The 26662-nt window shown below is 47.9% G+C and carries 20 protein-coding genes and 2 pseudogenes; 4 read left to right on the top strand and 18 right to left on the bottom strand.

Translation table 11 applies throughout. The features are described 5' to 3' along the window. Nucleotides 1-6 precede the first annotated feature (6 nt). A complete protein-coding gene (locus tag AC3WT9_RS31530) occupies nt 7-690 on the top strand; it encodes an ABC transporter ATP-binding protein (protein ID WP_341089194.1) in 684 nt (227 codons plus the stop codon). After that, nucleotides 687-3368, top strand: a complete 2682-nt coding sequence (locus AC3WT9_RS31525; protein ID WP_341377029.1) for an ABC transporter permease — start codon at nt 687-689, stop codon at nt 3366-3368. Before AC3WT9_RS31530 ends, AC3WT9_RS31525 begins: the two co-directional genes overlap by 4 nt. Nucleotides 3369-3795: 427 nt before the next feature. Here AC3WT9_RS31525 and AC3WT9_RS31520 read toward each other — a convergent pair whose 3' ends face one another. The 7 genes from AC3WT9_RS31520 to AC3WT9_RS31490 form a co-directional block, all read right to left on the bottom strand. After that, nucleotides 3796-4914, bottom strand: a complete 1119-nt coding sequence (locus tag AC3WT9_RS31520) for a GerAB/ArcD/ProY family transporter (protein WP_341089192.1) — start codon at nt 4912-4914, stop codon at nt 3796-3798. Between the two features lie 33 nt (nt 4915-4947). Beyond that, complete coding sequence (locus AC3WT9_RS31515) at nt 4948-6168, bottom strand: Ger(x)C family spore germination protein (protein WP_341377028.1); 1221 nt, start codon at nt 6166-6168, stop codon at nt 4948-4950. A gap of 13 nt (nt 6169-6181) precedes the next feature. Beyond that, nucleotides 6182-7804 (bottom strand): spore germination protein, encoded by a 1623-nt coding sequence (locus AC3WT9_RS31510; protein WP_341089189.1) that lies wholly within the window; start codon nt 7802-7804, stop codon nt 6182-6184. A gap of 239 nt (nt 7805-8043) precedes the next feature. Beyond that, nucleotides 8044-10830 (bottom strand): glycoside hydrolase family 3 C-terminal domain-containing protein, encoded by a 2787-nt coding sequence (locus tag AC3WT9_RS31505; RefSeq protein WP_341377026.1) that lies wholly within the window; start codon nt 10828-10830, stop codon nt 8044-8046. A gap of 204 nt (nt 10831-11034) precedes the next feature. Next, nucleotides 11035-11226 (bottom strand): hypothetical protein, encoded by a 192-nt coding sequence (locus AC3WT9_RS31500; protein WP_341089187.1) that lies wholly within the window; start codon nt 11224-11226, stop codon nt 11035-11037. Between the two features lie 187 nt (nt 11227-11413). Beyond that, nucleotides 11414-11824, bottom strand: a complete 411-nt coding sequence (locus tag AC3WT9_RS31495) for a hypothetical protein (RefSeq protein WP_341089185.1) — start codon at nt 11822-11824, stop codon at nt 11414-11416. Further along, nucleotides 11817-12266 (bottom strand): LytTR family DNA-binding domain-containing protein, encoded by a 450-nt coding sequence (locus tag AC3WT9_RS31490; RefSeq protein ID WP_341377025.1) that lies wholly within the window; start codon nt 12264-12266, stop codon nt 11817-11819. Before AC3WT9_RS31490 ends, AC3WT9_RS31495 begins: the two co-directional genes overlap by 8 nt. A 229-nt stretch (nt 12267-12495) precedes the next feature. On the opposite strand from AC3WT9_RS31490, the gene AC3WT9_RS31485 reads away from it, so the two are divergent. After that, on the top strand, nt 12496-13806 hold the full coding sequence (locus AC3WT9_RS31485) for a putative DNA modification/repair radical SAM protein (protein ID WP_341097512.1): 1311 nt from the start codon (nt 12496-12498) through the stop codon (nt 13804-13806). After that, a complete protein-coding gene (locus AC3WT9_RS31480) occupies nt 13806-14693 on the top strand; it encodes a TIGR03915 family putative DNA repair protein (protein ID WP_341377024.1) in 888 nt (295 codons plus the stop codon). Before AC3WT9_RS31485 ends, AC3WT9_RS31480 begins: the two co-directional genes overlap by 1 nt. Before the next feature lie 162 nt (nt 14694-14855). Here the strand turns inward: AC3WT9_RS31480 and AC3WT9_RS31475 are convergent. The 11 genes and pseudogenes from AC3WT9_RS31475 to AC3WT9_RS31425 all read right to left on the bottom strand — a co-directional run. Next, a pseudogene (locus AC3WT9_RS31475) lies at nt 14856-15185 on the bottom strand (glycoside hydrolase family 88 protein); the annotation flags it as partial. A 205-nt stretch (nt 15186-15390) separates the two neighbouring features. Continuing rightward, the gene (locus AC3WT9_RS31470) at nt 15391-16194 is read right to left on the bottom strand and encodes a hypothetical protein (RefSeq protein ID WP_492408660.1); all 804 of its coding nucleotides are present in this window, start codon (nt 16192-16194) and stop codon (nt 15391-15393) included. Between the two features lie 16 nt (nt 16195-16210). After that, nucleotides 16211-16999 carry a vWA domain-containing protein gene (locus AC3WT9_RS31465; protein WP_341097510.1) on the bottom strand — a complete coding sequence of 263 codons (789 nt, stop codon included), beginning with the start codon at nt 16997-16999 and terminating at the stop codon, nt 16211-16213. Nucleotides 17000-17104: 105 nt separating this feature from the next. Further along, nucleotides 17105-17854, bottom strand: a pseudogene (locus tag AC3WT9_RS31460) (serine/threonine protein kinase); the annotation flags it as partial. Between the two features lie 74 nt (nt 17855-17928). Further along, nucleotides 17929-18231: a pore-forming ESAT-6 family protein gene (locus tag AC3WT9_RS31455; protein WP_341089181.1), complete on the bottom strand. Its 303-nt coding sequence runs from the start codon at nt 18229-18231 to the stop codon at nt 17929-17931. Nucleotides 18232-18248: 17 nt separating this feature from the next. After that, the gene (locus AC3WT9_RS31450) at nt 18249-18548 is read right to left on the bottom strand and encodes a WXG100 family type VII secretion target (protein ID WP_038584741.1); all 300 of its coding nucleotides are present in this window, start codon (nt 18546-18548) and stop codon (nt 18249-18251) included. A gap of 36 nt (nt 18549-18584) precedes the next feature. Then, nucleotides 18585-18836, bottom strand: coding sequence for a methyltransferase (locus AC3WT9_RS31445; protein ID WP_341089180.1), 252 nt, complete (start codon nt 18834-18836; stop codon nt 18585-18587). Further along, the gene (gene essC / locus AC3WT9_RS31440; RefSeq protein ID WP_341377022.1) at nt 18829-23454 is read right to left on the bottom strand and encodes a type VII secretion protein EssC; all 4626 of its coding nucleotides are present in this window, start codon (nt 23452-23454) and stop codon (nt 18829-18831) included. The genes AC3WT9_RS31445 and essC overlap by 8 nt, the downstream gene beginning before the upstream one ends. Nucleotides 23455-23515: 61 nt before the next feature. Beyond that, the gene (locus AC3WT9_RS31435; RefSeq protein WP_341089176.1) at nt 23516-24262 is read right to left on the bottom strand and encodes a hypothetical protein; all 747 of its coding nucleotides are present in this window, start codon (nt 24260-24262) and stop codon (nt 23516-23518) included. A gap of 38 nt (nt 24263-24300) precedes the next feature. Beyond that, a complete protein-coding gene (locus AC3WT9_RS31430; RefSeq protein WP_492408656.1) occupies nt 24301-26139 on the bottom strand; it encodes a hypothetical protein in 1839 nt (612 codons plus the stop codon). A gap of 58 nt (nt 26140-26197) precedes the next feature. Further along, the gene (locus AC3WT9_RS31425; RefSeq protein WP_341089174.1) at nt 26198-26662 is read right to left on the bottom strand and encodes a DUF5085 family protein; all 465 of its coding nucleotides are present in this window, start codon (nt 26660-26662) and stop codon (nt 26198-26200) included.

Genomic DNA, 26662 nt, shown 5'->3' with positions numbered 1-26662 from the left:
CCACCCATGGAAATATTACGTTGTGAGAACTTAACGAAAGCCTACGGTTCGGGACAATCGCTCGTTACCGCCCTTGACTCCGTTCAGCTGTCGGTACAAAAAGGCGAATTCGTCGCCATTATCGGCGCTTCGGGTTCCGGCAAGTCCACCCTGCTGCATCTGCTGGGCGGCGTAGACCGCCCGACCAGCGGTACGATCATGATTGAGGACCGTAACATTGCACAGCTGAACGAAGAAGAATTAGCGGTATTCCGCAGAAGGAAGGTCGGGCTGATCTACCAGTTCTATAATCTTATTCCTGCCTTAAGTGTCCGGAAAAATATTGTACTGCCGATGCTTCTGGACGGAAGAACGCCGGATGAACAGCGGCTGCAGGACATTATCCGCAGCCTGGGATTGGAATCACGGCTCCACCACCTGCCAGGCCAGCTGTCCGGCGGGCAGCAGCAGCGTGTGGCTATCGCCCGTTCCTTGATTTACAGACCTGCTCTTCTATTGGCGGACGAACCGACCGGAAACCTCGACAGGAAAAATACAGAGGAAACGGTCGGGCTGCTGAAATTGTCCCATCAGCAATTCAATCAGACCGTTCTGCTCATTACCCATAACGAGAAGATTGCGCTGGAAGCGGACCGCATTATCACCCTGGAAGACGGCCGCATTGTTTCCGACGAGGTGATCCGGCAATGAATACTATCATCGGAGACTACGTCCGCTCCCATCTCAGGGCGAACAAGCGCAGCACAATGTTCATCTTCACGGCCATTCTGATCGCTGCCACCTTACTCTGCGCCTCTGGTTTTCTACTTTATTCCCAGTGGCTTAACGAGGTGGATACGACCGTTAAGGACCGCGGTAATTGGCATGCCCGTTTAGGACAACCGGTTCCGGCAGAACAGCTGAAATATATTCAGCTCCATCCGCAGGTGGATGAGGTCTATCTGGAATCGCAGCACAAGTCGCTACAGCTGGAGGGCACAAAGCGGCCTTATCTGAATCTGGTACAGCTGAGCGTTGACGCTTGGGAGAACAGCCCGCGTACAGGAAGACTACTGGAAGGCAGGATCCCAAAGAAGAAGGGCGAGATCATCGTATCCAAATTGTTTTTTGCCGAGAATCCCCAATACCAAATAGGAGACAGCCTTCAGCTTCCCATAGGGCAACGTATGCTGGATGGAAGGCAGGTGGCGGACTATGCCCCACGGCTCCAAGGTGAAATCTTTCAGCCTGCTGGTGAACAAGCCTTCATCATTACGGGAACGATCAATGAATCCTCCGTATCCTCTTATCCCTGTTACTCTGCCTATGGCTTCGCGGATATGCAGACGGCTTCACCGAAAGAGCTGTTTAACGTCTCCGTGCGGCTACGTAACATCTCTGATGCTTATGAAACGGCTCCGCAGCTGGCCGGGAATATTGGCCAGAAGCCGAATGCTGCCGGAAGCTACGCCATCACCTACAACACACCGCTTCTGGCCTTATACGGACTCAAGGGGCCCGGTGTCCATGGCGGAATTGCCCTAACCTCCGGCTATGCACTCTCCGCCCTCCTGACGATGGGGCTGGTGATGCTCCTCTTCACCATATTGATCTACAATGCCTTTACAGCTACAACGGCAAGCCAAATCAGGCAACTGGGTATTCTCAAAAGCGTTGGCTCAACGCCGAAGCAAATTCGCCGCATTGTATTATATGAAGCCTTGGGACTGGCCTGCATCGCAATCCCCCTGGGGCTGCTGCTTGGTTATGCCGGAATGGCCGTTATTATCAAAGCGATCGACGCCCTGTTAGCCGATTCTGCAAACAACCATTTACGCATTGCATTCTCTTGGCCCATCGTAGGCATTGCAGGGGCAGCAAGCTTTGCTACCGTATTATTGTCCGCATGGACGCCAGCCCGGAAGTTGGCCAGACTGCTGCCGATAGAAGCCATCCGAAATGTCCCGGCTACAAGGAAGGCGGGGAAGACACGCGAATACCGCTGGTTACATAACAGACTAAGTGCTGAGGGAGGGCTTGCGTTCAGTGCCTTTGCAGCCAACAAAAAAGCCTATCGCACGACGATAATCTCGCTCACGCTGTTCATTACGCTACTCGTAGGCTTTCAAAGCTTCGCGGTCATCTGGATAGCCGACCAGAAGCTGGCACTGGCCCAGAAACAATACACTTTCGAACTGTCCATGACCACCGTGGCGCAGCCCGATCCGGCTATGATGAAGCAGCTGTCCGGTTTGTCCGGTGTTCAGCAGCAGGTGGTTTACCGGGGGGCTGAACACTCCCTTAAATGGGATAAGCAGCGAATCCATCCGGCCTTTGCCGCTGCCGGTGGATTTCAGGACAGCTACTATCCCGGTAATTCCGGCGGCAGCTTCCCTACCAATCTGCTGCAAGAGGATGGGCAGCCGCGAATTTTTCTGGAGCTGAAAGGACTGGATAGCGCCTCCTTTGCCGCTTACTGTGCCCGGATTGGGGTAGACGCAGCCCTGTTTGCTGATCAGGCCCAGTCCAAGGCTATAGTAGTTAACCGGACCAGCGGCAATATTCCCTCTTTTATCGAAAAGTACAACATCCCGGAAACGGAATATCTTCAGCTTGCCGCTGGCGATTCAATGATTGTAGAAGAAGATCATTTCCCTGACCAGCCGCGTACGGGTGGGCAGTATAAGCTTACAATCGGTGCCGTGACCGGCCAATATCCGGCGCTCGACCAGCATCACTATCCCTTGGATCTGGTAGTGATCGTGCCGATGGACACTTATGAGAGTATTGTTCAGAAACTCAGCATGGAGCGGGCGCTGGATTACCAGAGTATTACCTTTAAGACGAACATTCCCCGGGAACAGCTGGCTGTGGCCCGGCAGCAGGCCGGTGAGATCCTGAATCAATACCTGCCACCTGAAGATTGGAGCATTACCACTCTGCTCAGCCGGGAGGAAAGCAACCGGGACGCCATCCGTTCCATCGAGCTTCTGGTCGGCGGCTTTGCCATCCTGCTCGGCTGTATAGGCATCACAGGTGCTTTTTCCACTGTGTCCGGCAACCTTTCAGCCCGAAGACGGGAGTTCGCGGTCCTTCGCAGTATGGGCTTGTCTCCCCGGGGTATGAAACGTATGCTGCGGCTGGAAGGACTATACTTTGGATTGTTGCCCTCCCTGCTGTCTATACCGATATTGGCCGGCGTCTGCGGTATTATGCTGCATTACGCAATTGCCGCTACGTGGAAGGACTTTCTGGCCGGGATCCCCTGGCTTCAATTAGCAGGCTGCTTTATCCTTGCCGCAGGCAGTGTAGGACTGGCCTACCAAATCACCGGCGCAAAGATACGGCAGGAGAATGTGATTGATGCCATCAAAGATGAGAACTTGTAATCGCACAGCATATAATTCCTTAAAGAACAAAAGACACCCCTGGAGGTGTCTTTTGGACCTTTTATGTTGTGTTCTTTATTGAGCGTGATAAGATAGGATATCTGAATGAATGGGGCGATCAAGATAAATCAGGAGAAAGATGCAACAAAACGTTACTCGAAGGATAGGCCGGATGGGAATGAGTATTCCTTAGAAAAGATGGCTGATATTCTTATTCAGCACTCAGTACAGAAGTAATGACTGTTTGGCGTATCATCAAAACTGTGACTGCATTCGTAGAAGCTTATATGCTGTTATTTTCATACATATGGAGTAAGTAAAAGACACCCTGGAGGTGTTTTTTACTAGTTTACGGTTAATCAGTTAACATTGTAATAGCACATCTATTGTAAAACAATATCTTATCTTTCTCAGCCGCTAGAGATCCTCAACTTTTCTCATGAGCTGGACGGTTTGTCCGCTTTTTTCGCTTTCTGATAAGGATTATGATAAGAAGCAATAAGGGTAGAATGATCTGAAAAACTGGAAAAATGTAATTTAGAACAATTTGTCTGCCTGCAACGATATGATGGGTATAATTTGGAGATAAGAAGGACAATCCGTAAACTAGAAATGCGACAGGCAACACCCACTTTTTATAACCAACACCGGTTATTTTTTCGAGTCCGATTACGGCACCATTAAAAAAGGCAGCCATTTTAACAATTAATCCAAGAAAGAGAAGCAAGGTGAACAGCGCATCCATCCGCTCAAATACTTCAGCAAAGTCAATCAATTGCACGGTTTCCAGTAGAGGTAAAGTGCTATATATTGCAATTTTTGGACCCAAAACAAAAATATTCAGTTGATTAATAAATGTCAGTGAGAGTGCCGTAATGACATAACAGGTAATCACAGCTCTGTTGAGTTTTCTTCCTGTATGGACATAGGGATAAAAAACTAGAAATAATACAGTCTGTCCGAACGGAAAAGAGACAATCTCCGGTATTGCCGCATTAAGAACGGGCTTCCACCCGGATTCCAAAACTGGAAGCATAAATTGGAAGTGGAAGAGGCCGGTGACAGGAATCAGAATACTGATTAGGGCATAGCTAACTAACACAACAGGAAAAAGAATGACGCACATCAGAAACATTACTCTATATCCATAACGGACGGTATTGGAAACAACAAGGATGACGATCAGCATGATAATCCATAGCGATGTCTGGTTTAACAATGTCATTATAGTGATTTCGCCAAGATCGCGTAAATTTCGTGATACTTCATAAACGAAATAGCCCACAAACAGAAGGTTCAGGAATGTTCCGAGATATTTCCCCATATAACGGCGAAACAATAGGAACAGATCTAAAAGGGGCTCCTGATGATGAATACTCAAGTGTATTAGAAGCACGAACAGACCGGCCAATGCCCCTACCAGCATGGCTAACCAGGCATCCTGCTTAGCCTCTCCCCCCATGAAAAATAAGGTTGTGCTGCCAACCTCGAATAATGAAATACATATGACCAGCTCCGATACCCGAATTGTACTGCTTTGGCTCATTTATTTCATCTCCTGTTTATGTTTATGTGGTCATTAATCATCTTCGGATTCGAGCAGCCGGCTAAATGAACCCTGAAATAAACCGGGCCGTTTCAGGTTCACTTCTACATCGATGTCAATGTCCATGTTAGCAATTTCCTCGGGCCAAGTTTCTTTTAAACTTTTCCAATCCTCGGGGGATTTACGGTGTATTTTATTGCCGATTCCCGCAAGGTCGACTTTTAAACGCTGTACCGCTTTCCATCCTTCCAGGATTTGCGAGCCAATAATCTTCTCTGCCTGCTGCTCCAACTTGTTAATACTCTGCGTTTTTAAAAGATCTTCAGGTGTAGTGGTCCCCAAAATCTCACCTACAACCACTTTAGCCTTGACTTTTATCGTATAATGCACAGGCCCTTTTACCGGTGTAACTTTTACCTTTGCTTTTCGGATCAGGAAAGCGGACACATCGGCATCCTTACTTTTATAGCTTAGAGTGGTCGTATGTATACGGTTGGTTAGCCAGGAGAGTCCCGCACTCTCGTTTTGGTCCAGTGTTCCAACCATTTTTGCTTTCTGGAAGACACTTAACCCGGAAATTTTTAGTTTGCCGCTGGCCGAGGTCTGTTGGAATACATTTGCTGACTCTAAATTTGAGCTGTCAGTGCCTGTGATAGATACTTCTGGAACTCCAGCAGCGCCGCTGTCGGAACTGATGCCCAGAGCCAATTCATGTACGGATACCGAAGGGTAATACGAACTTAACTGCTCACTTTTTTGCAGGATGTTGGATAACGCTCTGCCGGGAAGCTTCTCCGGGGGGATCAGCTTCTTCAAATAATCTCTGGCTTCGCCATTGGCAACTAAGACTTTAACTGTTTCCCGTGCTCCAGGATTACGATAATAAGTGTCCAGAATTTCTTCAATTCCGGTTTCTGCTGCTTGTTTACCAATGATAAGAATATTGGTATGTGCAAAATACAGCTTACGCGGATTTTCCTGGGTGCTGGTCGCTACAGCCTCTCTGATGGTTTTTCCATGTGCCGAGAAGGTATGCACAGCGGCTTGAGATCCCCCTGCACCGGATGATCCGCCTGCGCCGGAAGACATTGCCGGTGGAATGATGAGCTGGTATGTAATTGTCCAGTCCCCCTGCTGCCCATCAAATCCGGTTGCTGTTGTAATTCCTAATTCGTTCATTTCAATTCGGTTTCCGCACCCTGCAAGCATTAGACCTGCAACAAGCAAAATGGCAACTACCCAGCATCGGTGCACATAGATCTCTCCTTTAAGCTTTTGGTTCAGGCTCGTCTGCACTGCGGACAATGTTGTTAGAACCGACAGGATATTGGTGAGGAGCCTGTCTTTTTTTGTTAGTTCCGGATTTTATATTGGGTCTTGTTTTCATTGCCCACCAGGGTGCCCGAATAAGCAGATCTTTCATATTTGACTTGTAAAATGGACTGTATGGCAATAGATAGTCAATACCGAACGATTTTAGAGAGAGCAGATGAGCTAAAATAGGAACAACCCCTGCCATAATTCCGAATAAACCGAGAGTTCCTGCCAGCAGCATGAGAATAAAACGCAATAAACGTACGGCAGTTGCCATACTGAAGTATGGAATGACAAAGTTGGATATAGCAGTAAAGGAGACAACGATTACCATTGCGCCGGAGACCAGTCCTGCTTCTACCGCTGCTTGGCCAATAACCAGAGCTCCTACTATGGATATGGCTGGACCAATCGCACGGGGCATCCGGACGCCTGCTTCACGAATCACTTCAAAGGTTAATTCCATCAGCAAGGCTTCCAACAGAGCTGGAAAAGGAACCCCTTCCCGTTGGGCGGCCAGAGTTACTAACAGAATGGTGGGAATCATTTCTTGATGGAACGTTGTCAAGGCAATGAACAAGGAAGGAAGCAGCAAGGAAACCAGGAATGATAACAGACGGATCACCCGCAAAAAAGATGAAATGTCGTAGCGCTGGTAATAATCTTCGGCTGTCTGAAAAAAATTATAAAAAGTTACCGGGGCAATTAATGCGAACGGTGTCCCATCCACCAAAACCGCTACTTGTCCATCTAAAAGGCTTCCAGCAACGGTGTCCGGGCGTTCTGAATTTAACATTGTAGGAAAGGGAGTAAGCGGCGCATCTTGAATGAATTCTTCGATATAGCCACTTTCAAGGATACTATCTGTATCAATGGTCTGAAGCCGCTTAGTGATCTCCTGAACCACACCGGGATCGGCAATTCCTTCTATGTAGGTTACAATGACAATGGTTTGCGAATATTGTCCGATAATGTGGCTGTCAAACTTAAGATCAGGTGTCCGCAGCTTCCTTCTGATCAGAGTGATATTGACTGAGATATCCTCTGTAAAACCCTCTTTCGGCCCCCGGATCACCCCTTGCGAAGTGGGTTCTTCCACGGCCCGTCTGACCCCGCCGGCAATGGAGACAGCCAGAGCAGATTGTAAACCATCTATTATAATGACGGCACTGCCTGTAAGGACAGCTTGATAGATCTGATTTTGCGAATCAATCATTTGAATATTTCCTGCAGGCAGTGTTTTTTTTAATAAAGAAGCTGCAAGATGTTCTTCTAACCGGTTAGAGGATGTATGGGCTATTTCTTTAACTAAGCTTTCAATAAGATCGGATAACAGACCTGGGTCGATTAGCCCTTCAATATAACAAACGGCAAGAGGCCCGGTGTGCTCAGGATTATCGGAAAATTCCCGGATGGTAAAGTCAGGGCTTTGACCCAGTCTATTTTTAAGTGTGCATAGGGTACTGGCTAATGAAGCATTTATAGGCTCGTTTAAGGCCTGATGTTTGGATTTTTCCGCATCTTGGCTGGAACCTTTCGCTGGTCTCAACACATTTTTTATCCAGTGTTTTAGCATGATTAGCCTCCTCTCCTGAGTATACTATTTGCTGTCATTCCCCAATGTATGCATAACAGGACATCCATAAACAATCCGCTGGGCTGAAGAATAATAATGATTTTAAAGATTTCAGACTAGAATTAGACGGATAAATCCCTCATTATCAAAGTGCCATTATATTATTCAGGAATCAACAAAAAGAGAGCACCCCTAGGGGCACTCTCCTGTACTTCATATGGTTAGTTTCTTTGCAGCATTTACACTTGTTTGAATTCGATCGCGTTAATCTGCATGCCTGGTTTGACGAAATCAAACTTCATTTCATAGAGGCCTGCTTCCAGCTCAATCTTCACGAGCTTTAGCGTGATCCATCTGCCGTCCGTTCCATTGGTTTGAATAGTCGTCACCACTTGATCGTTTAGAGTCATATTGCTTGCACTCTGAGCAAGTTCTGTATCCGGAGACATGACGCTTGCAAAGATCCGGTATACACCCGCTTGGTCAACTTTTATGAAGGTCGAACCGGTTGCAGCCGTTTGAACCACTGCATTGTCAGCTACAGTTTGTGCTTGCCCAGCGGGAAGAGCCGGATTCGCCTTGAAGGCATCAACCGTTTCTGCAATCACTTGTTCTCTGGAGAACACGGGTGCCTGCATCAGGAACTCACAAATATTGATAGCGCTGCGCTGCAGCTCCCCACGGGTCAGGGTGCCATTGTCCAGGGACTCAATCGTGTTGTCTCCCCAGACATTGGTTTCCGCACCATAGTTGCTGACAACCATATACAGGTCATTTTGTGCACGGACCATCCAGTTTGTGTTCTTCCGGTCAGCAGGACCCCCATCCACGACATCGTTCATGATCGCCCACCAGTCGGTCATCACGATGCCCTTGAAGCCCCATTCTCCGCGAAGAACCGTTGTATTCAAATCATAGTTAGATGCCGCCCAATGCCCGTTCACCGGATTATAGGAGGTCATAACCGAATTGGCTCCACCCTGTTTTACCGCGATTTCAAAACCTTTCAGATAAATCTCGCGGAGCGCCCGTTCGGACACAATCGCATCCACCTTACTGCGGTACTTCTCCTGATTGTTGCAGGCGAAATGCTTCAGTGTAGCGTTCGATCCGCCTTTCATAATCCCGCGGGTGCAGGCTGCAGCAAAAACCCCTGAAATCAGCGGATCTTCCGAAAAATACTCAAAATTGCGCCCGTTCAATGGACTGCGGCGAATATTCAGACCCGGTCCCAGCAAGGCATCTACACTGTTGCTTAACAGCTCCCGGCCTTCCATGACGTACAGCTCTTCAACCAATTCAGCATTCCAGGTTGCTGCCAGCAAGGTTCCAATGGCAACCTGTGTCGCCTTCTGCCCGCTGTCCATGCGAATGCCTGACGGGCCGTCTGCGGTACAGCCAACCGGAATTCCATAACTGAACAGCTGATCACTTACCCCACCGAAAGCCGAAGCCGTACCCGGTGTAACGAGCGGACTGCTCATGCCTTCGCCTCTGACAATCGCCGCCAGATCCTGGTCGCTAAGCTGGGCGATGAACGCCTCCATGCTAACCTTTCCTTCATGGACATCTCTTAGTTTATATCCTTGATTACCGGTTTGCGCCAAGGTTTCAGGGAGATTGCTCTGAATGCGTTCTGCCATAGAAACCTTTTGTTTTGGCACCTCTGCATAGGCAAGTTCATAAGAGCCGTCTGCTTTGCGGGCTCCCGGGTGCATTCTTGTAAAGCTCTCTGTCGGCGCCAGCGCCTCTTGCAGCTGCTCCACAACCTGAAGAGCTTCCACGCTGTAACCGCTCTGTCCTTCCACGCCAACTTCGGCCAGCGCTTTAACACTGGTTCCTACGTAAAGGCGGTATGTCCCGGCTTCCAGCACGTAAGCAGAAGCATGACCAGTCACCCCGGCGTCATCGTAAGAGGCCATCGAATGAACAGGGAAGCTTACAGTCAGACGCTGCGATTCACCAGGCTGGAGAAGTTGTGTCTTCACGAAGGCAGCCAAAGCTTTGGCCGGCTGGCCCAGCTTGCCTTGGGGCGCTTCATAATAGACCTGAACGACCTCTTTTCCCGCAAAGGCAGTTCCCGTATTCGATACGTTCACTTCAATAGCAATGTAGGCTTCTCCATCCTTGGTGATCACTTTGGCTTCTTCCGGCTTCACTTCAAACCGGGTATACGATAGACCATATCCAAATTCAAATTGAACCCGCTCCGGGCAAAACGTCTCAAAATAACGATAGCCCACATAAATATCTTCCTGATAGAAGTTCTTGAGTTCATTGCCGTAATTACGGGTCGAGGGATAATCCTCGATGGAATAAGCAATCGTATCGGTTAATTTACCGCTGGGTGTCACTTCTCCGGCCAGCACATCGGCAATCGCATTGCCGCCCTCCATACCGCCCTGCCAAGCATAAATCACACAAGGGATGGGGTGCGCATAACCTTCATCGTTCAACCAGCTCATATCGATAATATTGGAGACATTCAGCACCACGACGGTTTGCTCAAAATAGGCCGTCACCTGCTTCAACATCGCTTTTTCTTCATCATTTAACTGGTAGCTTCCCGGCTCGTTGGCATTATCCTGGTCTTCCCCGGCCGTACGTCCGATCACTACGATAGCTTTATTGGATTTAGCTCTTGCCTCTGACACCAGTTCATCGGTTAAAGGCATCTCCTTCTGGTGCCACGGCTCTGCAGCCCAGCCCCCGCCGCCATTATCAAACGGGTTGCTCTCAATCCACGTTTCATATACAGCTGCCAATGGCTGGTTAATGGAAATGTTCTGTTTATTCCGGAGACCATCCAGCAGGTTGGTTGTATGTGAAACATGGACACTGCCGCCCGAACCGGTTCCGCTGCGATAATAATTCACCTGGGTTCTGCCAAAAATGGCAACGTTGTCGCTTGCCTGAAGCGGAAGAACTTGCCCTTCATTCTTTAACAGCACTGCACCTTCTGCGGCGGCGACTCTGCTGAATTCAGCAAACCCTTCTAATGGAACTCCAAAACTTTGTGTGCTCAATGTATTCTCTCCCTATTGTCATCTCTATACTAATTTCAACAACTTAATATTAATATACAAGCTCAGCTTCTATAAAAGCAAAGTTTCATCATTTAATATTGTGAATATTCGGCTTGTTCATCCACCAGACATTCCTAAACACCCGCTCCAGGAGCGGGTGTTTAGGAAAAGCACCAAGGGACAAGGTCCCCGGCGGCCTGATTTTTATTTTTTACGCCGTTGTTTCGTCATCCGGTTATACATCACAAACGCAGCTATAATCGCGCCGATCATGCCGACGCTGGTCGCCGAATCATTGTCCATGCCAAACAGAAGGCACAGGTTCGTAACCACACTTCTCGTAAGCAGCGCAACCAATATCAGCATCAACGGACGCCAAATGTTATATCCTCTCATCCCTGCAACACCCCTGACCTAATTTTCACAAATCGGCAAACCCACTCAGCCTAAACCATCAATCTAATCTACTATTAGATGCTATTATAGCATAAGTAGGAATGCGCATACATTTTGGCTAGGGTTGCAGAGCCAGGAGTAACTGATTCCTTGGGAATAACACTTTTAGCCCCCGCCCCGCTGCAGCCTATTTCAGTATCTTGTTCAGCTCTTCCACTCTTTTTCGGCTGTCTATTCTAGCGTAGAAATAAAAAGCTATGGTGTGCATTACAACCGACAATAACAGCATTCCGGGCCACCAGGGCAGAATAACGTGAAACATATCTTGTGAAAATAACCAGACAATCAGCATTCCGCCCGCTATCGTAATAATGGAGGAAATCAGAATATTCCAGAACGGCTTTAAGGTGAAATGATTCCATAGGGCATCGTACATAATTCCAAATAATACGGCCGATATTGCAGCAATCCCCGCAACATGCCACAGGTATACCATACTGATCGGTTGGTCCCTATAAAACACCGTTAACAGTAACGTTACCCATAAGGATGTCACCGTAAATACTTGAAAAAAAGAATGCTTGAACTGGCTAATCATGATATCTCCCCCTGAATTGTTTAATGTAATAGCGGCTGACAAAGTAACTGGAATGATCCGTGAGCACCACTTGAATCCTTGCGTTGCCAGTGGATGAAAACTCTTTAATATAGCCCGTATTGATAATGGTTTGATTATTGATTTTCATAAAAAGGGCTGAATCCAGACTTTCATCGACATATTTCAACCGTTTATTGAGCAAATACCTTTCTCCGGTAATTACACGTACGCTGCACATGCGGTCTTCCGCTTCAATTACAGCAACCGTACTCCACCCGATTTGAACATGGCGGTCATTTTTCGCGTTAATCACTACAAGCTTTTTCTCTGCAGTATGAATAGCCTCTTTAATATTCCCCCAATGTTCCTTTTCCGCAGGATGGGTACTTACTTTGGCGACACCCCGGTCTAATGCTGAATCGGCTTCAAATAGTACGTTCAATGCTGCATCCTCCTTTCACAACTAATCTTATAAGCAAAACCTTGCTAAAACTATAGTATTGCGTTTTCTTGCAAAATCCTGCGTCTTTGTTGCACGGCGCTGCGCCGCATATGCGCTGACACGAAAGGACACCCTTATATGTGTATTTTTATGTATTTGTTTGATTTTGACAAGAACACTTGTTCGGGTTATACTTTTCCCAAGTGAGGGGGATATGAACGTGGATATCATGGATAAACTCGAAATTTTAACCGCTTCGGCCAAATATGATGTGGCCTGTACCTCAAGCGGATCGGACCGCAAAAGTCAGGCCGGAGGTATGGGCAATGCCGTCAGTATGGGCATCTGCCACAGCTTTGCGGCAGACGGCCGCTGCATTTCACTGTTGAAGGTGCTCATGACGAACAGCTGTGTTTATGATTGCGCCTATTGTATCAACCGCAAATCGAACCAGACACGCCGGGCTGCATTTACACCGGAGGAAATCGCAGACCTCACCATGCAGTTCTACCGCCGCAATTACATAGAAGGCCTGTTTCTCAGCTCCGGCATTATGCGTAACCCCGATTATACAACCGAGCAGCTGATTGCCGCTCTGGAGCTGCTGCGGAATGTCCATCACTTCGGGGGCTATATCCATGTGAAGGCGATTCCCGGTGCAGATGATATATTGCTGTCCAGACTCGGCCTGCTCGCCGACCGCATGAGCGTTAACATCGAACTGCCCTCTAAGGAGAGTCTTGGCCGGCTTGCACCAGATAAGAGCAAACAGTCCATTCTGAAACCGATGGCCCTTATTAAAGAGAAGATAAATGAGAATTCTTCAGACATTGTCAAATACAACCATGCTCCCCGCTTCGCACCGGCCGGGCAGAGTACACAAATGATCGTTGGCGCAACACCGGACACCGATTACCAGATTCTTAACCTCACGGAAGGGTTGTACCGGAAGTATGGGCTAAAACGTATCTTTTACTCTGCCTACACCCCCGTGGTAGAGCATTCGCTGCTGCCTTCCCTGGACACCAAACCGCCGCTCCTGCGGGAACACCGGCTCTATCAGGCTGACTGGCTGCTGCGCTTCTATGGCTTTCAGGCCAAGGAGCTGCTGGATGAAGCAGCGCCCAATTTCAATCCGCTGCTTGATCCCAAATGCAGCTGGGCCATCAATCACCGCGAGCAGTTCCCGGTCGAAATCAACCGCGTGCCGTACGAAACGCTGTTGCGTGTACCGGGCATCGGCGTAAGGAGTGCTCAGCGGATTGTAAAAGCCCGGCGGGCGGGGACATTGGATTTTTACGCGCTGAAGAAGCTCGGTGTCGTGCTGAAGCGCGCTCAATTTTTCATTACCTGTAAGGGAAAAATGCTGGAGGGGTTAAAAGTCGGCGAGCATACCCTGCTTCGTTCACTCATGTCCGGCCAAGAGCTGTCCCCGTTTCTACAGCCGCAGTACGAGCAGCTTTCCCTGTTCGATGACACGTATTTGGCAGCCTTGCCTGCAGCGGGAGCGGCAGAACTGAGGAAAGGAGAATCCTCCTGATGTTCAAGACGGCCGCTCTGGCCTATACCTATGACGGCAGCTTTGAGGGCCTGCTATGCTGCGTGTTCGAGAGCTACCAATGGAAAGAAACTCCGCTCACCATACATTCGGAGGGTGAAGGGCAAGGCATGCTGCTGGAATCCAAATGGATTGAGACCGACAACGCCAAAGCAGGCCGGGTGCTGCGCTCCATACCTCTGCGCATCTGTCCTGAGGCCGAAGAGCTTGTCCGTTTAGGATTCTGGACATGTACGCCAGACAAGGAACTGCTGCTGCTGAACTTTCTGTATCTCGGCTTCACGCATGGCCGCAAGGTTATGGACATGCTTGCCGATGATACCGTGAACGCCTTGCAGAAGGCGGTACAGCATCTGCGGCGGGAAGGGCATCTCTTTCTCGGCTTTGTGCGGTTTTCCGTTTACGGTCCGGTCATGGCAGCGGTGATTGAACCCCGCAACTACGTGCTCCCTGTCATTCAGGAGCATTTCTGCGACCGGTTTCAGGGCGAAAGCTTCATGATCTATGACAAGACCCATAGCATGGCACTGATCCATCAGCCCGGGCAAGAGGCCATTATTCCACTGCAGGAATGGATACCCCCGGAGCCGGATGCGGCTGAGGAGGCCTATCGCCGCCTATGGAAGAAATTCTATACTGCCATCGGTATTCAGGAGCGCCGCAACGACCGGCTGCGTTCCTCCCTGATGCCCAAACGCTACTGGAAGCAACTTCCGGAAATGGACGGGGGCACTGCGGCGGTACCGGCGCTCACAGCTAAACAGGCGCAAACTGCACGACTGAAGAGCAAGGAGCGGCGTGAATTGCACCAAGTAGAAACAACTGCGTCGCCCTTACAAGGACGAGATTCGTTTCAGCGAGAACGATAAGGACAATTTACAGTACACATTTTCTGATCACACGAAGAGAAAGGCGTTTCGCCAGCAGGTAGTTTTTTCAGTGGAGGCTTCTGCTCTAAAAGCACAAAGAGCACCCATCCAGGTGCTCTTGCTTATGCTTCTCCAGCTTGAAAGAGCAAGCTTGCTTCCGGGCTACCGCTCGTACCAGTATCCCGGAATGCCCCGCTCCAGCCGCATCAATGCTTCAAGATAGTAATAATCACCCCAGATGGTGTAGTCATCCGGGGACTCGCCACCTCTGACGGAGTACGAACCATGCTTCAGCAGACCTTCCGCTTCCTCGGCACCCCGAGTGGAATAATGCTCTGCCAGTGACTTCACTGATGCTTCCGCAGCGTCCAGGAAAAACTGGCGCTCCGGATCGCCCGCATCCATCTGTCCGGCTATCTCCAGCAGGCCGCAGGCGGCGATGGCAGAGGCGGAGCTGTCCCGTTTCGTATCCGGCCCCTGTGGAGCATCAAAGCTTTATTGCTGGCCATCTTGCTCTTAGGGCTTCATTCTATGGACCACATCCAGATTAAAAGTATATTATCAGAATCCCGCTTACCATATTTTGTATTATACTTAAATAAAGGACGATCACCACAAATGTCCGTTTTACTTATGTATAGTTTATTTTCTCAACTTATTTGGCAGCCCTACTCAAATGGTTAGAACTAACCAACAATTAATTCCAGCGAATTTCCAAAAAAGAAACATCATCACTGGCAACATGGTTATACGACGTTTCGATCATCTGTCGAAGTTCCGCGTTTTCCGGATACCTTTTCCAATTCCTGTACCCCATTAGTCCGTCCGTGAATACTTGTATACAATTCGGTCTACCGGAACCTTTTGCAAGATCCATAGACAGAATAGAAGGCCCTTCTCCCATAACACCATGACAAGTCGACCAACGGTTCCATTGGGAAAACCCGCTTACTAAGCCTGGAATCTCAGTGCCATGATCGAAGAGACGAATAGCTGTATCTCCCAGCCAGGCTACGGTGATCTGACCCTTGTTGCTGTCAGCCGTGTAGCTAATCTTCCCGCATACAAATGTAGTCTCGCTGCCCTTCAAGCGTTTCTCCTCCAGTACTTCACGGAAGAGGCCGCCAATATGCGAAGGGAGTTCATAATGGTTGATCATATTTGTAGCCGGGGCGGTCATTTGCTGCAAGCCTGAAGATAACTTGTACTTTACAACTTCGCTGTCCGCAGAATTAAAACAATCGGATTCAGACATGAATTGCAGCAGAGAATCCCCTAGGTATTTTGCTGCTAAATTTCCGTAAAAGGACTGGCTGACCCCATCACATACACAGAACAGGATGCTGTCATCCGTTACTCTATAGGTTATATAGTCCTGCCCCATATCATCTCCCTGCCGTGACTCTCTGGAACGGGCATAGGTGCAGCGTATGTTAAACAGTCCTGCTTGCAGTGACGACAGAGGATATTCCAATCGTTGGTCAATCTGAAATAATCTCATCTCTAGCATCACTGTCCTATCGTATCGGAGTAGACGCAGATATCTGGAAGCCTAAAGACACCATTTCGTGACTGCTGCCAGGCAGCATCATCAGAGCTCCGCTCTGCAGAGTATAAGAGAATTCAGTCATCATCTTACGGTAGCTTTCCGGAAGTGCAGAAGACATGTTTCTGAGTTTCAGCGCATAGTCATCCTTCAGATTCATTCCGGGCAGAATCCCCTTCCAGTTCCGCGGGTCGTTAACAGGCTCTTCAAGAAAATGATCATTAATAAAAATGTTCTCAATAAGCACATTCCCATCAGGCACACTCATCTCCATGATCCGTTTGGCCACCGGTTCGGGGTCCTCCCCGGTATGCACACCGTCAGTCATGTGGCAAATCAATGGAGCCGGACACTTCTGCATAAGGGGCAACTGTTCCAGAAGCAATTCCTCAGCTCTTTGAAACGCAAGTGCTGTATCCGTAAATCGCATCGGTGTAAGCTCTGGCAGCGTCGCCGTCCTGGCAATTTGATCGATCGCCTTGATGCCTCCCAGCAAATCGTCTACCTCGTCACTGTAAGGAAGAATAGCGATCCGATAACGTGCTGCAATCCGGCTACCCTTAGTGGAGCGGTAGACCATTTGCTTTATGGTAGAAACCAATGCTTTTTTCACCAAATCTATTCTTCTGACATTATTCATTTCCAACCCCATTGAAGCACTAACATCAATGAGGTAAATAATCAATGCCGGAGTGCTTTGCGTAGCCTGTACTGTATATTTTTCCCTGGGGACTAATCCCCCGGTTAAATCTCCAGTCATTGGTGAAGCCCCATCCTGATTATTGATCATAACCGTCGGTTCAACGACCGGTGTTTTACCGATCATTAATTTAGAGATGTTTTCTAATTGTTTTTTCACTTCACGCGCGCTTTGAACCCTTTGATCCGGGTCTGTTTCAAGTAATTTTTTAATCAGTTTCACATATTCCAATGGAACCTCAGGAGAGATGAGCGCAAAGGTAGAGTGAACGGAAGAATAATATTTTCCACCGGTGAGCAGGAAGTAAAGTGTGGCACCAAGTGAATACAAGTCGGTCCGGAAATCCGTCTGCCCATTTTCCAATTGCTCCGGGGCTGCAAACACCATTGTGCCTAATGCCACTGTATCCTTTAACTGCCCCTTCTTGAAGGTCCTTGCAATTCCGAAGTCGATCAGCTTCAAATTGTCGTATTCATCCACCATAATATTTGAAGGCTTTAGGTCACGAAAAATCACCGGTTTAGGCTGTTCATGTAAGTAATTCAGAATCTCGCACAGCTGCACGGCATATTTAAGCGCGCGCTGCACCGTTATCGGTGTCTTGTTATCCCCATATATCTCTTCAATCGTGTGCCCGTTCACATATTCCATCACCAGATAACTTCTTCCTTCAGCATCCGGCTCAAAATAATCCGCTATCTTCAGGATGTACGGGTGGGACAGATTGCTGAGAATCTGTATTTCTTCCAGAAAGCTGCTGCCATCGGTTTCAGAATCGATAATAATTTCCTTAACCGCCCAAATCTTACGATTCAATCTGGTATCCCGTACCCGGTATACAGCACCCATGCCACCTCTGGCAATAAGCTCTTCTACCAGATATCTTCCTCCAAGAATCTCTCCGTTAGTCAACATATTCCTTCTCCTATCCCTGGTTCAGTGCTAATAAGGGCAACGGACATTGTCCATTACCCTTGCTTCAGAAGCTGTTATTTGAATTGGCTCGCATTGTTTTTTATCGCGTTTTCCGTATCTTCATATCCTTTTACTGTTGTATCCAAGAAAGTAGCATAGGAGATAATGACGTTCTTATATTCCTCAAAGCGGGGTTCCATTCCTCTAAATTTCTCACGAATGGTATTGCTCGCATCACTTTGCCAGGTGGAGGCAAGTGCGTTCATCTCCATTTTAATTTCGTCCAGTCTGGCGCTGAGATTTTCATTAATGGATCGGATCGTTCCGGCAGTATTCGCTACCTCAGGCAGAGAAATTTGAATTCCTTCCGTTGACATATATGCAGCCCCCTTTTTTAATTAGTTAATTTTTTAGCTGAATTGATAATTTCACTTTGGGTATCCCGGTACATCTTGGCGCTCAGTTTTAGAAATTCGGAGTATTTAAGCAGCAGATCGTACATATTCTTAAAATCCTCCTCAAAGCCTTGAATCTGGGTAACATATGCCGTATTGTCGGCCCCTTTCCAAGCGGCACCCATTGCATTTACCTCTGTGAATAACTTCTTGTATTGCGTGGCGTACTCAGACGCTTGGCCATCCATCTTCTGTGCTGCTGATTCCAGCCGTGCAGGATCCACTGTAATTTTCGACATTATTTCTACTCCTTTCTGATTAAAAAAACATAAAATTTATATTAACATCAGCATGGAGCCGTTACTTAACCCCAGCTCCCTTGCCGATAGGTTAATATCAAGCACTGTAGCGGTCTGTTTATCGCAGATGACGGTATCCTCTGATCTGATATAGACCCCTCCCGACAGCTCCATGATTGCAGCTGCCATCAGGCCTTCGATCTCATGCAGACGAAGATCTAAAGGAATGATTACATCGTGTGTCTGGCTGATTGCCGGAATATAGAGCTCAATAATGATCTTATCCAACGGGGACCTCCTCCTCCACGAGCGCACTGGCAGCCAGCAGTTTCACCAGAACAGCCTTCCCGCGATGCACCACGTACCCGAAGCCGTCGCCAATCTCGCGGTACATCTCTTGGCTGAATCGGGCCGGCTTCATGTGGTACTGATCGGTAAAACCGTCTCCAATCCATATCCCCTCACCTCCAGCCACATGCTCTTTAAACCAAGCTTCATAGGAGAACGTCGCGATATTAGCAGCCCGTTCAGCCAATATAAAATGTACCTGATAGGCGGCGCTCCCTTTCTCAAGCAGAACTTTCCACTTATCCTTGGCATCTACGGATAGCCTGGACAGCAAGGCCGATACCGACAGCACAATTACCGTCAGTTTATTGAATACAGGAACCGGCTGGCCTGCAGCAACTGCATCCTTAAAGGCGTTATTCCGCAGCACCAGCATATTGAACAGTTCAATAACCGCCCCCTCGGCGGCATCGTTATGGTCATTGATATAGCGGCATTTACCCTGAAAGTGTTCCGTAAGCTGTCTATTGGCATCAAGCACCAGCAGCTCCGAATCGGAAGCGCCTTGCTCAGAGAGCACCTCGACCAAACCCTGCATGAAAGTAGTCATATCATGATCTCGGGAAGCTACCAACTGAATATAGCTTTGGCTGAGGTCCATGTAGGATACCTTTAGGCTGTCTTTCTCCACCCCCACAGGAATCAATCCGTCCTTCCAGCGATGAATATCTTTCTTAAGGAAGGCCAGATCCACCTTGTCCGGCAAGATCGGTATCTGTTCAGCAGTTGTTCCAGTCCATTGTTTCGCATAGCTGCTGCAGCTGCTTCGCAATTCATTCAGCAGATTGTTGCCGTTTGCCTGAATATGGGCCAGCTGAAATTCATAGACGTTGTCTTTCTTGAAGATGCCTCTGCCCTTCAATTTGGAAGGGTACACGCCTCCCACATTGCCGAGCACACCGGAATAATCGGATGGATCATTCAGCTGGAGCACGTAGAGCTGCTTGAAATTCTGCAAGGTTTTGTACCGTACAGCTCCCGTATTAAGTGCAGTCAGCATAAAATAAATACCATACTTCAGACCTTCTCTGCTGAGCAGCGAGATCACCTCTTCCTTGCCCTCAAAAAGCTCGGTAAATACGGAATAGTTATGAATGACGACTAATATAGAAGGCTCTTGTTCCGCAGATACACGATTATAAGAACCGAAGTCGCCCCCATACGGTGAGAACATCTTCTTTCTATGTTCTATTTTTTGCTGAAGCATCTGGAAAAGTTTATTAACCCTTTCACTGTCGTGAGAGAAGACTACATCACCCACATGCGGTGCTTCTGAGAAGGCTCCCAGCGTTTCCGAACCAAAGTCCAGAATATATATATTGATTTCTTCGGGAGTATGCTGCTCTATCAAGGAGAAGATAAGTGTCGTCAGAAAGACTGTTTTTCCACTACCGGCCGTACCATAAACGAGCGCATTACCGTCCCGGGAGAGCGGGAAGGTCATGGGCAGCTGTCTCTGGTTCACCGGATCATCGACCTCGCCGATTACAGGATTAATCTCACCATAAAAAGAAAGGGAGTTAGGGTACTTCTTCTTCAATTCATGCAGATAAATAACAGCAGGAATCGGCTCCAACCACAGCGGCCGGATCTTGATGCCTTCTTCGGCAGCAATGTGGGATAGATACTCATTAATCCTGCTAATCTGCTTCTCTGGATTAGCCTGTCTGATTTTTCGTTTATTAACAGTTGTTTGCTTTACAATACGGCCCAGCGTATCAATTATCGTGAGGTTGTGATCCGGTGTACGTTCCATCCGGTCCGATGGAGCATACGGTGCGCCGGCCCATGCAGATTGCCCTAGTTCAAACAGCTCGTTAAAGCCTACCTGCACATAAAATCTTCCAGTAACGGACAATTCGGCGGCATCCGGTCTTTTGATTACATCCATACTGTCGGCCCTCTCCTGGACCTTCAATGAAATACGGAATTTACTATTGCTCCAAATTTGGTCGTCTACGACACCCGCAGGCTTCTGAGTAGCTAGAATCAAATGGATGCCCAGACTTCGTCCGATTCGCGCAGCACTTACCAGCTGTTCCATAAACTCCGGCTGCTGGGTTTTAAGTTCGGCAAATTCGTCTGAAATGATAAACAAATGCTGAAGCGGTTCGGATACCTGCCCTTCCCGGTAAAGCCTTTGGTATTTATAGATATCAATGTTGCTGAGACCAAGCCGGCTATGAATATCCTGAAATATGGCCTGCCGTCGTTTCAGCTCGCTTTGGATTGAAATCAGCGAACGTTTTACCGCAGCGCCGTCCAAATTGGTAATCGTTCCTGCCAGATGAGGAAGGCTAGAGAATGCGCTTGCCATCCCGCCACCCTTATAATCGATAAGGATAAAGGCTACTTCATGAGGATGATAATTCACTGCCAGTGATAATATAAAGGTCATAATGAATTCGCTTTTACCCGAACCTGTCATTCCGGCAATCAACCCATGTGGACCATGGAATTTTTCATGCAGATCCAGTTGAAATAAGGCTCCCGAGGTATCCACACCAATGGGAGTTTCCAGTGACAATACCGGATCGTTATCCTTCCAGCGGGTTAAGGCGTTAAGATGCTCTATCTTTCCGACGCCAAACATATCGAGGAAGGTTAACATATCCGGCAGATTATATTTAGATCCTGATGTGTCAAGCTTGATGTTAGCCAGCCGGACAGCAAGCGTAAGCTCGTTACGGATCTCATAGGGATCAGGGCGGAAAGATACAGCTTTCCCGGAAATATTATCTTTGTCAAAAATATTCGAATCTTCACCGTCGCACTCAATCACCAGGGAGCACTCTTTGGGAAGATGCATGAGCTGATCATAAAGATGCAAAATGCTGAAGCCGAGGTTCTTTTTCTGCTTTAATAATCCGTTGATTATTTCAGCTTTGCCCGCCAGCTGCTTGTCCGCAGCTATAATCACGTAATATGGCGACAACTCCCGTATTTCTTCATCAGATGAGAGCATTTCCCGGGCAGATAGCTCTTTTTCCAGATAACTGGACAGCTCTTTCACTTCATTTAGCTCCGTTGCCACAAACCGCAAACTGCCCTCTTCATTCCATACATGCGGCAGCCATTTCACAAATCCCCAAGTATCTTGTTCTTTTGTATCATAAAGAAAGACGAGCTTTAGTTCATCATAGCTGTGAAGTGCGGTAAGCTGCAGGATCAGCTGTTTCGTAAGCCTAACGGCGGCTTCCCTCGTGCCGATAATTCCCGCTATCCAATCCTCTGTCAATAACAGCGGCAACGGCACATTTTTGAGGAGCTTCGGTTCTTTAATGAACTCTTCTAATTCGTTCCGCAATTCATCTTCATCCAAGCTGAATCTTATTTCGGGATGCTTAATTTCTGCCTGCAGGTTAACGGTTCCCAGTCCCAGTCTAAGCGATAAAAAGTCATTATGCCTGCGGGTTCGCTCCCATAAATCACGTTTCTTTTGTTCTATGCGGCCAACACAATCTTCTACAGTCACTAGGTTCTCATGTAGAATATCGCTTTGATAGGCACACTCAACTGCAATTTTTTGCCGGAGCTCTCCCAAATATGCCTTGTATTTCACATTTCTCTCCTGATTGCGCCGGCTTCTCCGCTTGCTCTCATGTCTTCTGGCCAAGACAGGCCATAATATTGTACCTAGCAGCATGCTCATAGACATTACTAGAGTAGGCATTGCATTTCTGACATTCCCCCCGGAACTGAGTGCATTCTGGAGGGCAAACAACCCTGTAAAAAGTGAAGCCATCCCCATAGTGATGGACGGACCCAGCATCAGCATAATTGGCAATTGCTCCATATTGCCGAGTGAGGGTGGAGGATCAATTACAAATTCCGCCTGCTGAATATCCCGCTTGAACCGGGGAGAACGGTAGAAGAATTCAGGGGAAACAGCGATCTCCTCCAATTCCTCCTCCTCAACCACAGCTGCTGTCTGCTTGATATACGGCTGAAACGCAGCTCCTTTGATTTTTAGCTGACCGTCCGGATTGTTCACGGCAATAAAATCGGGGCCAATAATAATTTTGAGACCGATAATATAGACGACATCTCCTAGTTTCAGCACTTTGCTGGTGACCCGTTTCCCATTCACAAACGTTCCGTTTGCGCTGCTCTGGTCTTGAATCGTCAGGGTAGAGCCGTTGATCAACAGTTCAGCATGAATGGATGAGGTATACTTATTGGCATAATGCAGATTACAATTCTCTGCCCGTCCAATCGTTATTCTGCTGTTTGCATGAAACTTCAGCTTCTTAAAGGTATTCCTGTCACGGGAGACAGGCTCAGAGAAGAGCACTACATACTCATTCGTTCGGATAAGATGAATGGAGTACATGTTCATGGGCTCTATGGCAATTTCCTTAATGGTGGATTTGTTGCTGTCCAGAATAACGGCCTGTTTATTGGACTTCAGAATCCATTTCCCCTCAATGCCTTCAATACCGATAACGTTCTCCTCATAATTCTGTTCATTTCTCTGAGTGATCCAGTATTGTCCCTTCTGTTTCTCGGGAAGAACACAAGTATAGATGACCGTGTCTTTAAGCAGTGATAGCTGCATGCGTATCTTCACTCCCTATTCAAATCCACCAAATAGCCGGCACTAACTTCCTGCAGGAATACTATTTAATAAATACTGGATCAAACATGGCAAATTCCACTTTAGAAGCGCCGATACTGCTTATTGCAAATGTAATCTTATCCACATAACGAAGCGGCACAATCAAATTTTGGGGTTCTTGAGTGGACGCGTATGTATACGTTCCGTATAAGGTCGTTTGTCCGCCTTTATCTGTAAGATAAACATCTACCGTGACCGGCTGCGTGCTGACGCTTCCTAGCTTATGCTGAATTAGAGCCGCTTTCGCATTAAACTGTCTGTACTTTTCATCCAGTTGATAGGTAATCTTCGCTTGTGCCTTGCTATCCGGAGTATAGTCTCCAAGCATCGTATAGATATAATTCAAATGGGTGGTCCCGTTTTGCTCTTTAATCACAGTGCTGCCGTCGTACATAATGCTGCTCTCTGCGTTCGTATTAACTACTTCAGGGGCTCCGATCAGGTAATCGTTGCCTGCCTCAATTGTGCCGGTGGTTGCGTAAACCTTCTTGCCTGTTGAATTTAAGATTACAGTCTTCCCGTCACGGGAACGCGAAGGTTCATAACCCAGCTCAGGCAGCATATAGCTGGGAAAATAAGCGTAGCCTTGGAATGTAAAAGGTTTGTTTTTACTATTCACCGTAATCTTCGTGCCATCCACCTCAACACTATTAATGTTGAATAGGGCTCCCTTTAAATCTGCCGCAAATACGGTAACACCTCCGAATAATAATCCACCGCAGATAAAGCCTGAGATAAACTTCTTCATTTCTATTCCTCCTAAATGTTATATGTACTTTTGTATAACTACTCTCCTGTAAGCTCTTTTAGCATGCTTCGTGCCAGCTTGTTATTGCTATCCAGTGCTTTTAGTTGTTTAGCTAGACGGATAACCTTTTCCGTATCATCTTCAACGTTATAGGCATAAAGAATGCTATCCTCCAGCGCTTTGATTTTTTGCTTCTTCGCTGCTGACTTGGCGGTTGCCGCCGGTTTAGTTGTCGGTTTCGACGTTGGTTTGGCTGTTGGTTTAGCTGTCGGCTTTGGCGTTGGTTTAACCGTCGGCTGGGCTGTCGGCTTCGGTGTTGGTTTAACCGTCGGCTGGGCTGTCGGCTTCGGTGTTGGTTTAACCGTCGGCTGGGCTGTCGGCTTCGGCGTTGGTTTAACCGTCGGCTGGGCTGTCGGCTTTTCCGTGATTACAGGCGCCAGGGCAGCCGCCGACGGGCTGGCGGCAACCGTTGGCTGGGCTGTTGCCGTTGGCTGCACCGTTGCTTGAGCGGCAACGTCAGCAGCCTCATTAGAGGGCTCCGGCTTGTCCATCATTCCCCTTACAGTCAGACTGCCGCCGAGCACAATAGCTGCCGCCAAAGCAATCAGCATTCCGAGCCGCCATTTCTTGCCTGCCGGCTGGCGCGGTTCTTCCTGTTCCGGCGCAGTTTCTTTCGAATGCTGTTCAGCCAGCAGAGACTGAATCACCTGTATGGAAACTTCAATTTCATGGCGGACAGAGGAATCAGCAACGGGATCGGCAAGCAATGCTGTGTAAGCCGCCAAGGCTCCCTGTAAATCCCCTGAACTTTCCAGCATTCTTGCTCTACCCAGCGGCGCTTCATCCCATTCTGACAACTCTTCCATTGGAGTCGGACGAAGAACGGATGGGAGGGCCGCTGAAGTCATTGTTCCTTCCGCCCGGACCTCTTCGGAGGAGTCCGTGTAGACAAGGCTGACCGATGATAAGGCAATATACCATTCTCCGAATGCCGGACATTGATATAGCGCGTCACTTTCCCATGCTTTACGGAAAAGGCCCGCAACCTCGCCGCCGTAACTTTCAGTCAACACTCTATTAATTAAGGCTACTCTATCCTGATCATTTTCCATCAACCCGGGGTCAAAATAACTTTCACCCCATGCCGCTTCCCGAATCTCCGGATGGAACCATGCCAGCATCTCTGCGAGCAGGATGCTGCCGGAATAACGATCTGCATACTTGTTCCAAAGATGCTGATAATCACTTCTCCCGGAAGAGTATCCGGGTGATCCCATCGTCATATATTCAGGCCTGTCGAGGTGGACCGCATACATGTGCTCTATGTCGATCAGCTGAATGCATGATTTGACTAAGGGCATAATCTCATGCAGGAGCCCGGGAATCATAACGTTAGAGCCTGATAAATCCCCATGCGCCAACCCGCGCTGCTCCATGAAAGATAACACTTCAGCCAAGGACCTGGCGGTATGAAGCGCCGTTTCTTGGGGAATATCTTTCTTTTCCAGTATGATATCCATCCAGGTCGGACCATTGATCCATGGCATAAGAACAGCATACAGCAGCTCTGGGTGACTTCCCAACAGTTGCACGTCCCGCTGAGGAATCAATACATCCCGTTCACAGACCTGAAGTCCATCAATTTTTGAAAAGGCCGCAAGCTGTTCTGACAAATATACATTAGAAGGCTGCCGGAAGACGGGTTTGAATACTTTCAGCGCTTTGGAAATGCCGTCTTGAATGCTGGTGAGTTTATACACCGTACCTTGCCTGCCCTCTTGGCCGTAGGGGATCTCACTCATGAGCGGATGCCCCTGAACAACATAAACCTTCCCGTCAATCACTAATTCTTCATTGGTTTCTGGATTGAATGCCATATCCTTGCATCCTTTCTACATGCGGTTCAATTCGCTGATAACCGTCCTGTACCGCCGTTCACAGCCAAATTTCCTCAGCACTTTGAGCACTGACTCCGATTTTGATAAACAAATAGGGTAATGTCCGGTCCCCGGAAACGATATGAAAAATGGGAGTCGTCTGGCGCAAATAATTGCTCTCCATATAGTGAAGCAGCTCTCCATAAGCGGTCTCCGTACTTGCTTCATAATCGGCAAGATCACAAGTAGAAATCATCCGGTCGATGCAGAAATAACTGTGGAAATGCATATCTTCTGTCACGTCCAGATAATCCTCGTGGATAGGAATAAAAAATTCAGCATGCAGCATTTCATCCAGTGGAATATTGTTTATAGAATAGAACAAGGGACCTTTAATCGTAGCCTTCAGCTGGAATACATCACTCATAAAATCAGATAGATGCTGCTCCAGATCCTTATAGTAGAAATGATATTTTCTAGAGACAACACTGGTGTATTTTATCGAATCCTTTGGATTTACCAC

The organism is Paenibacillus sp. EB106-06-01-XG199 (assembly GCF_058791575.1).
Note: the sequence above shows the minus strand (reverse complement) of the source record. Positions and strands in the feature narration are given on the sequence as shown.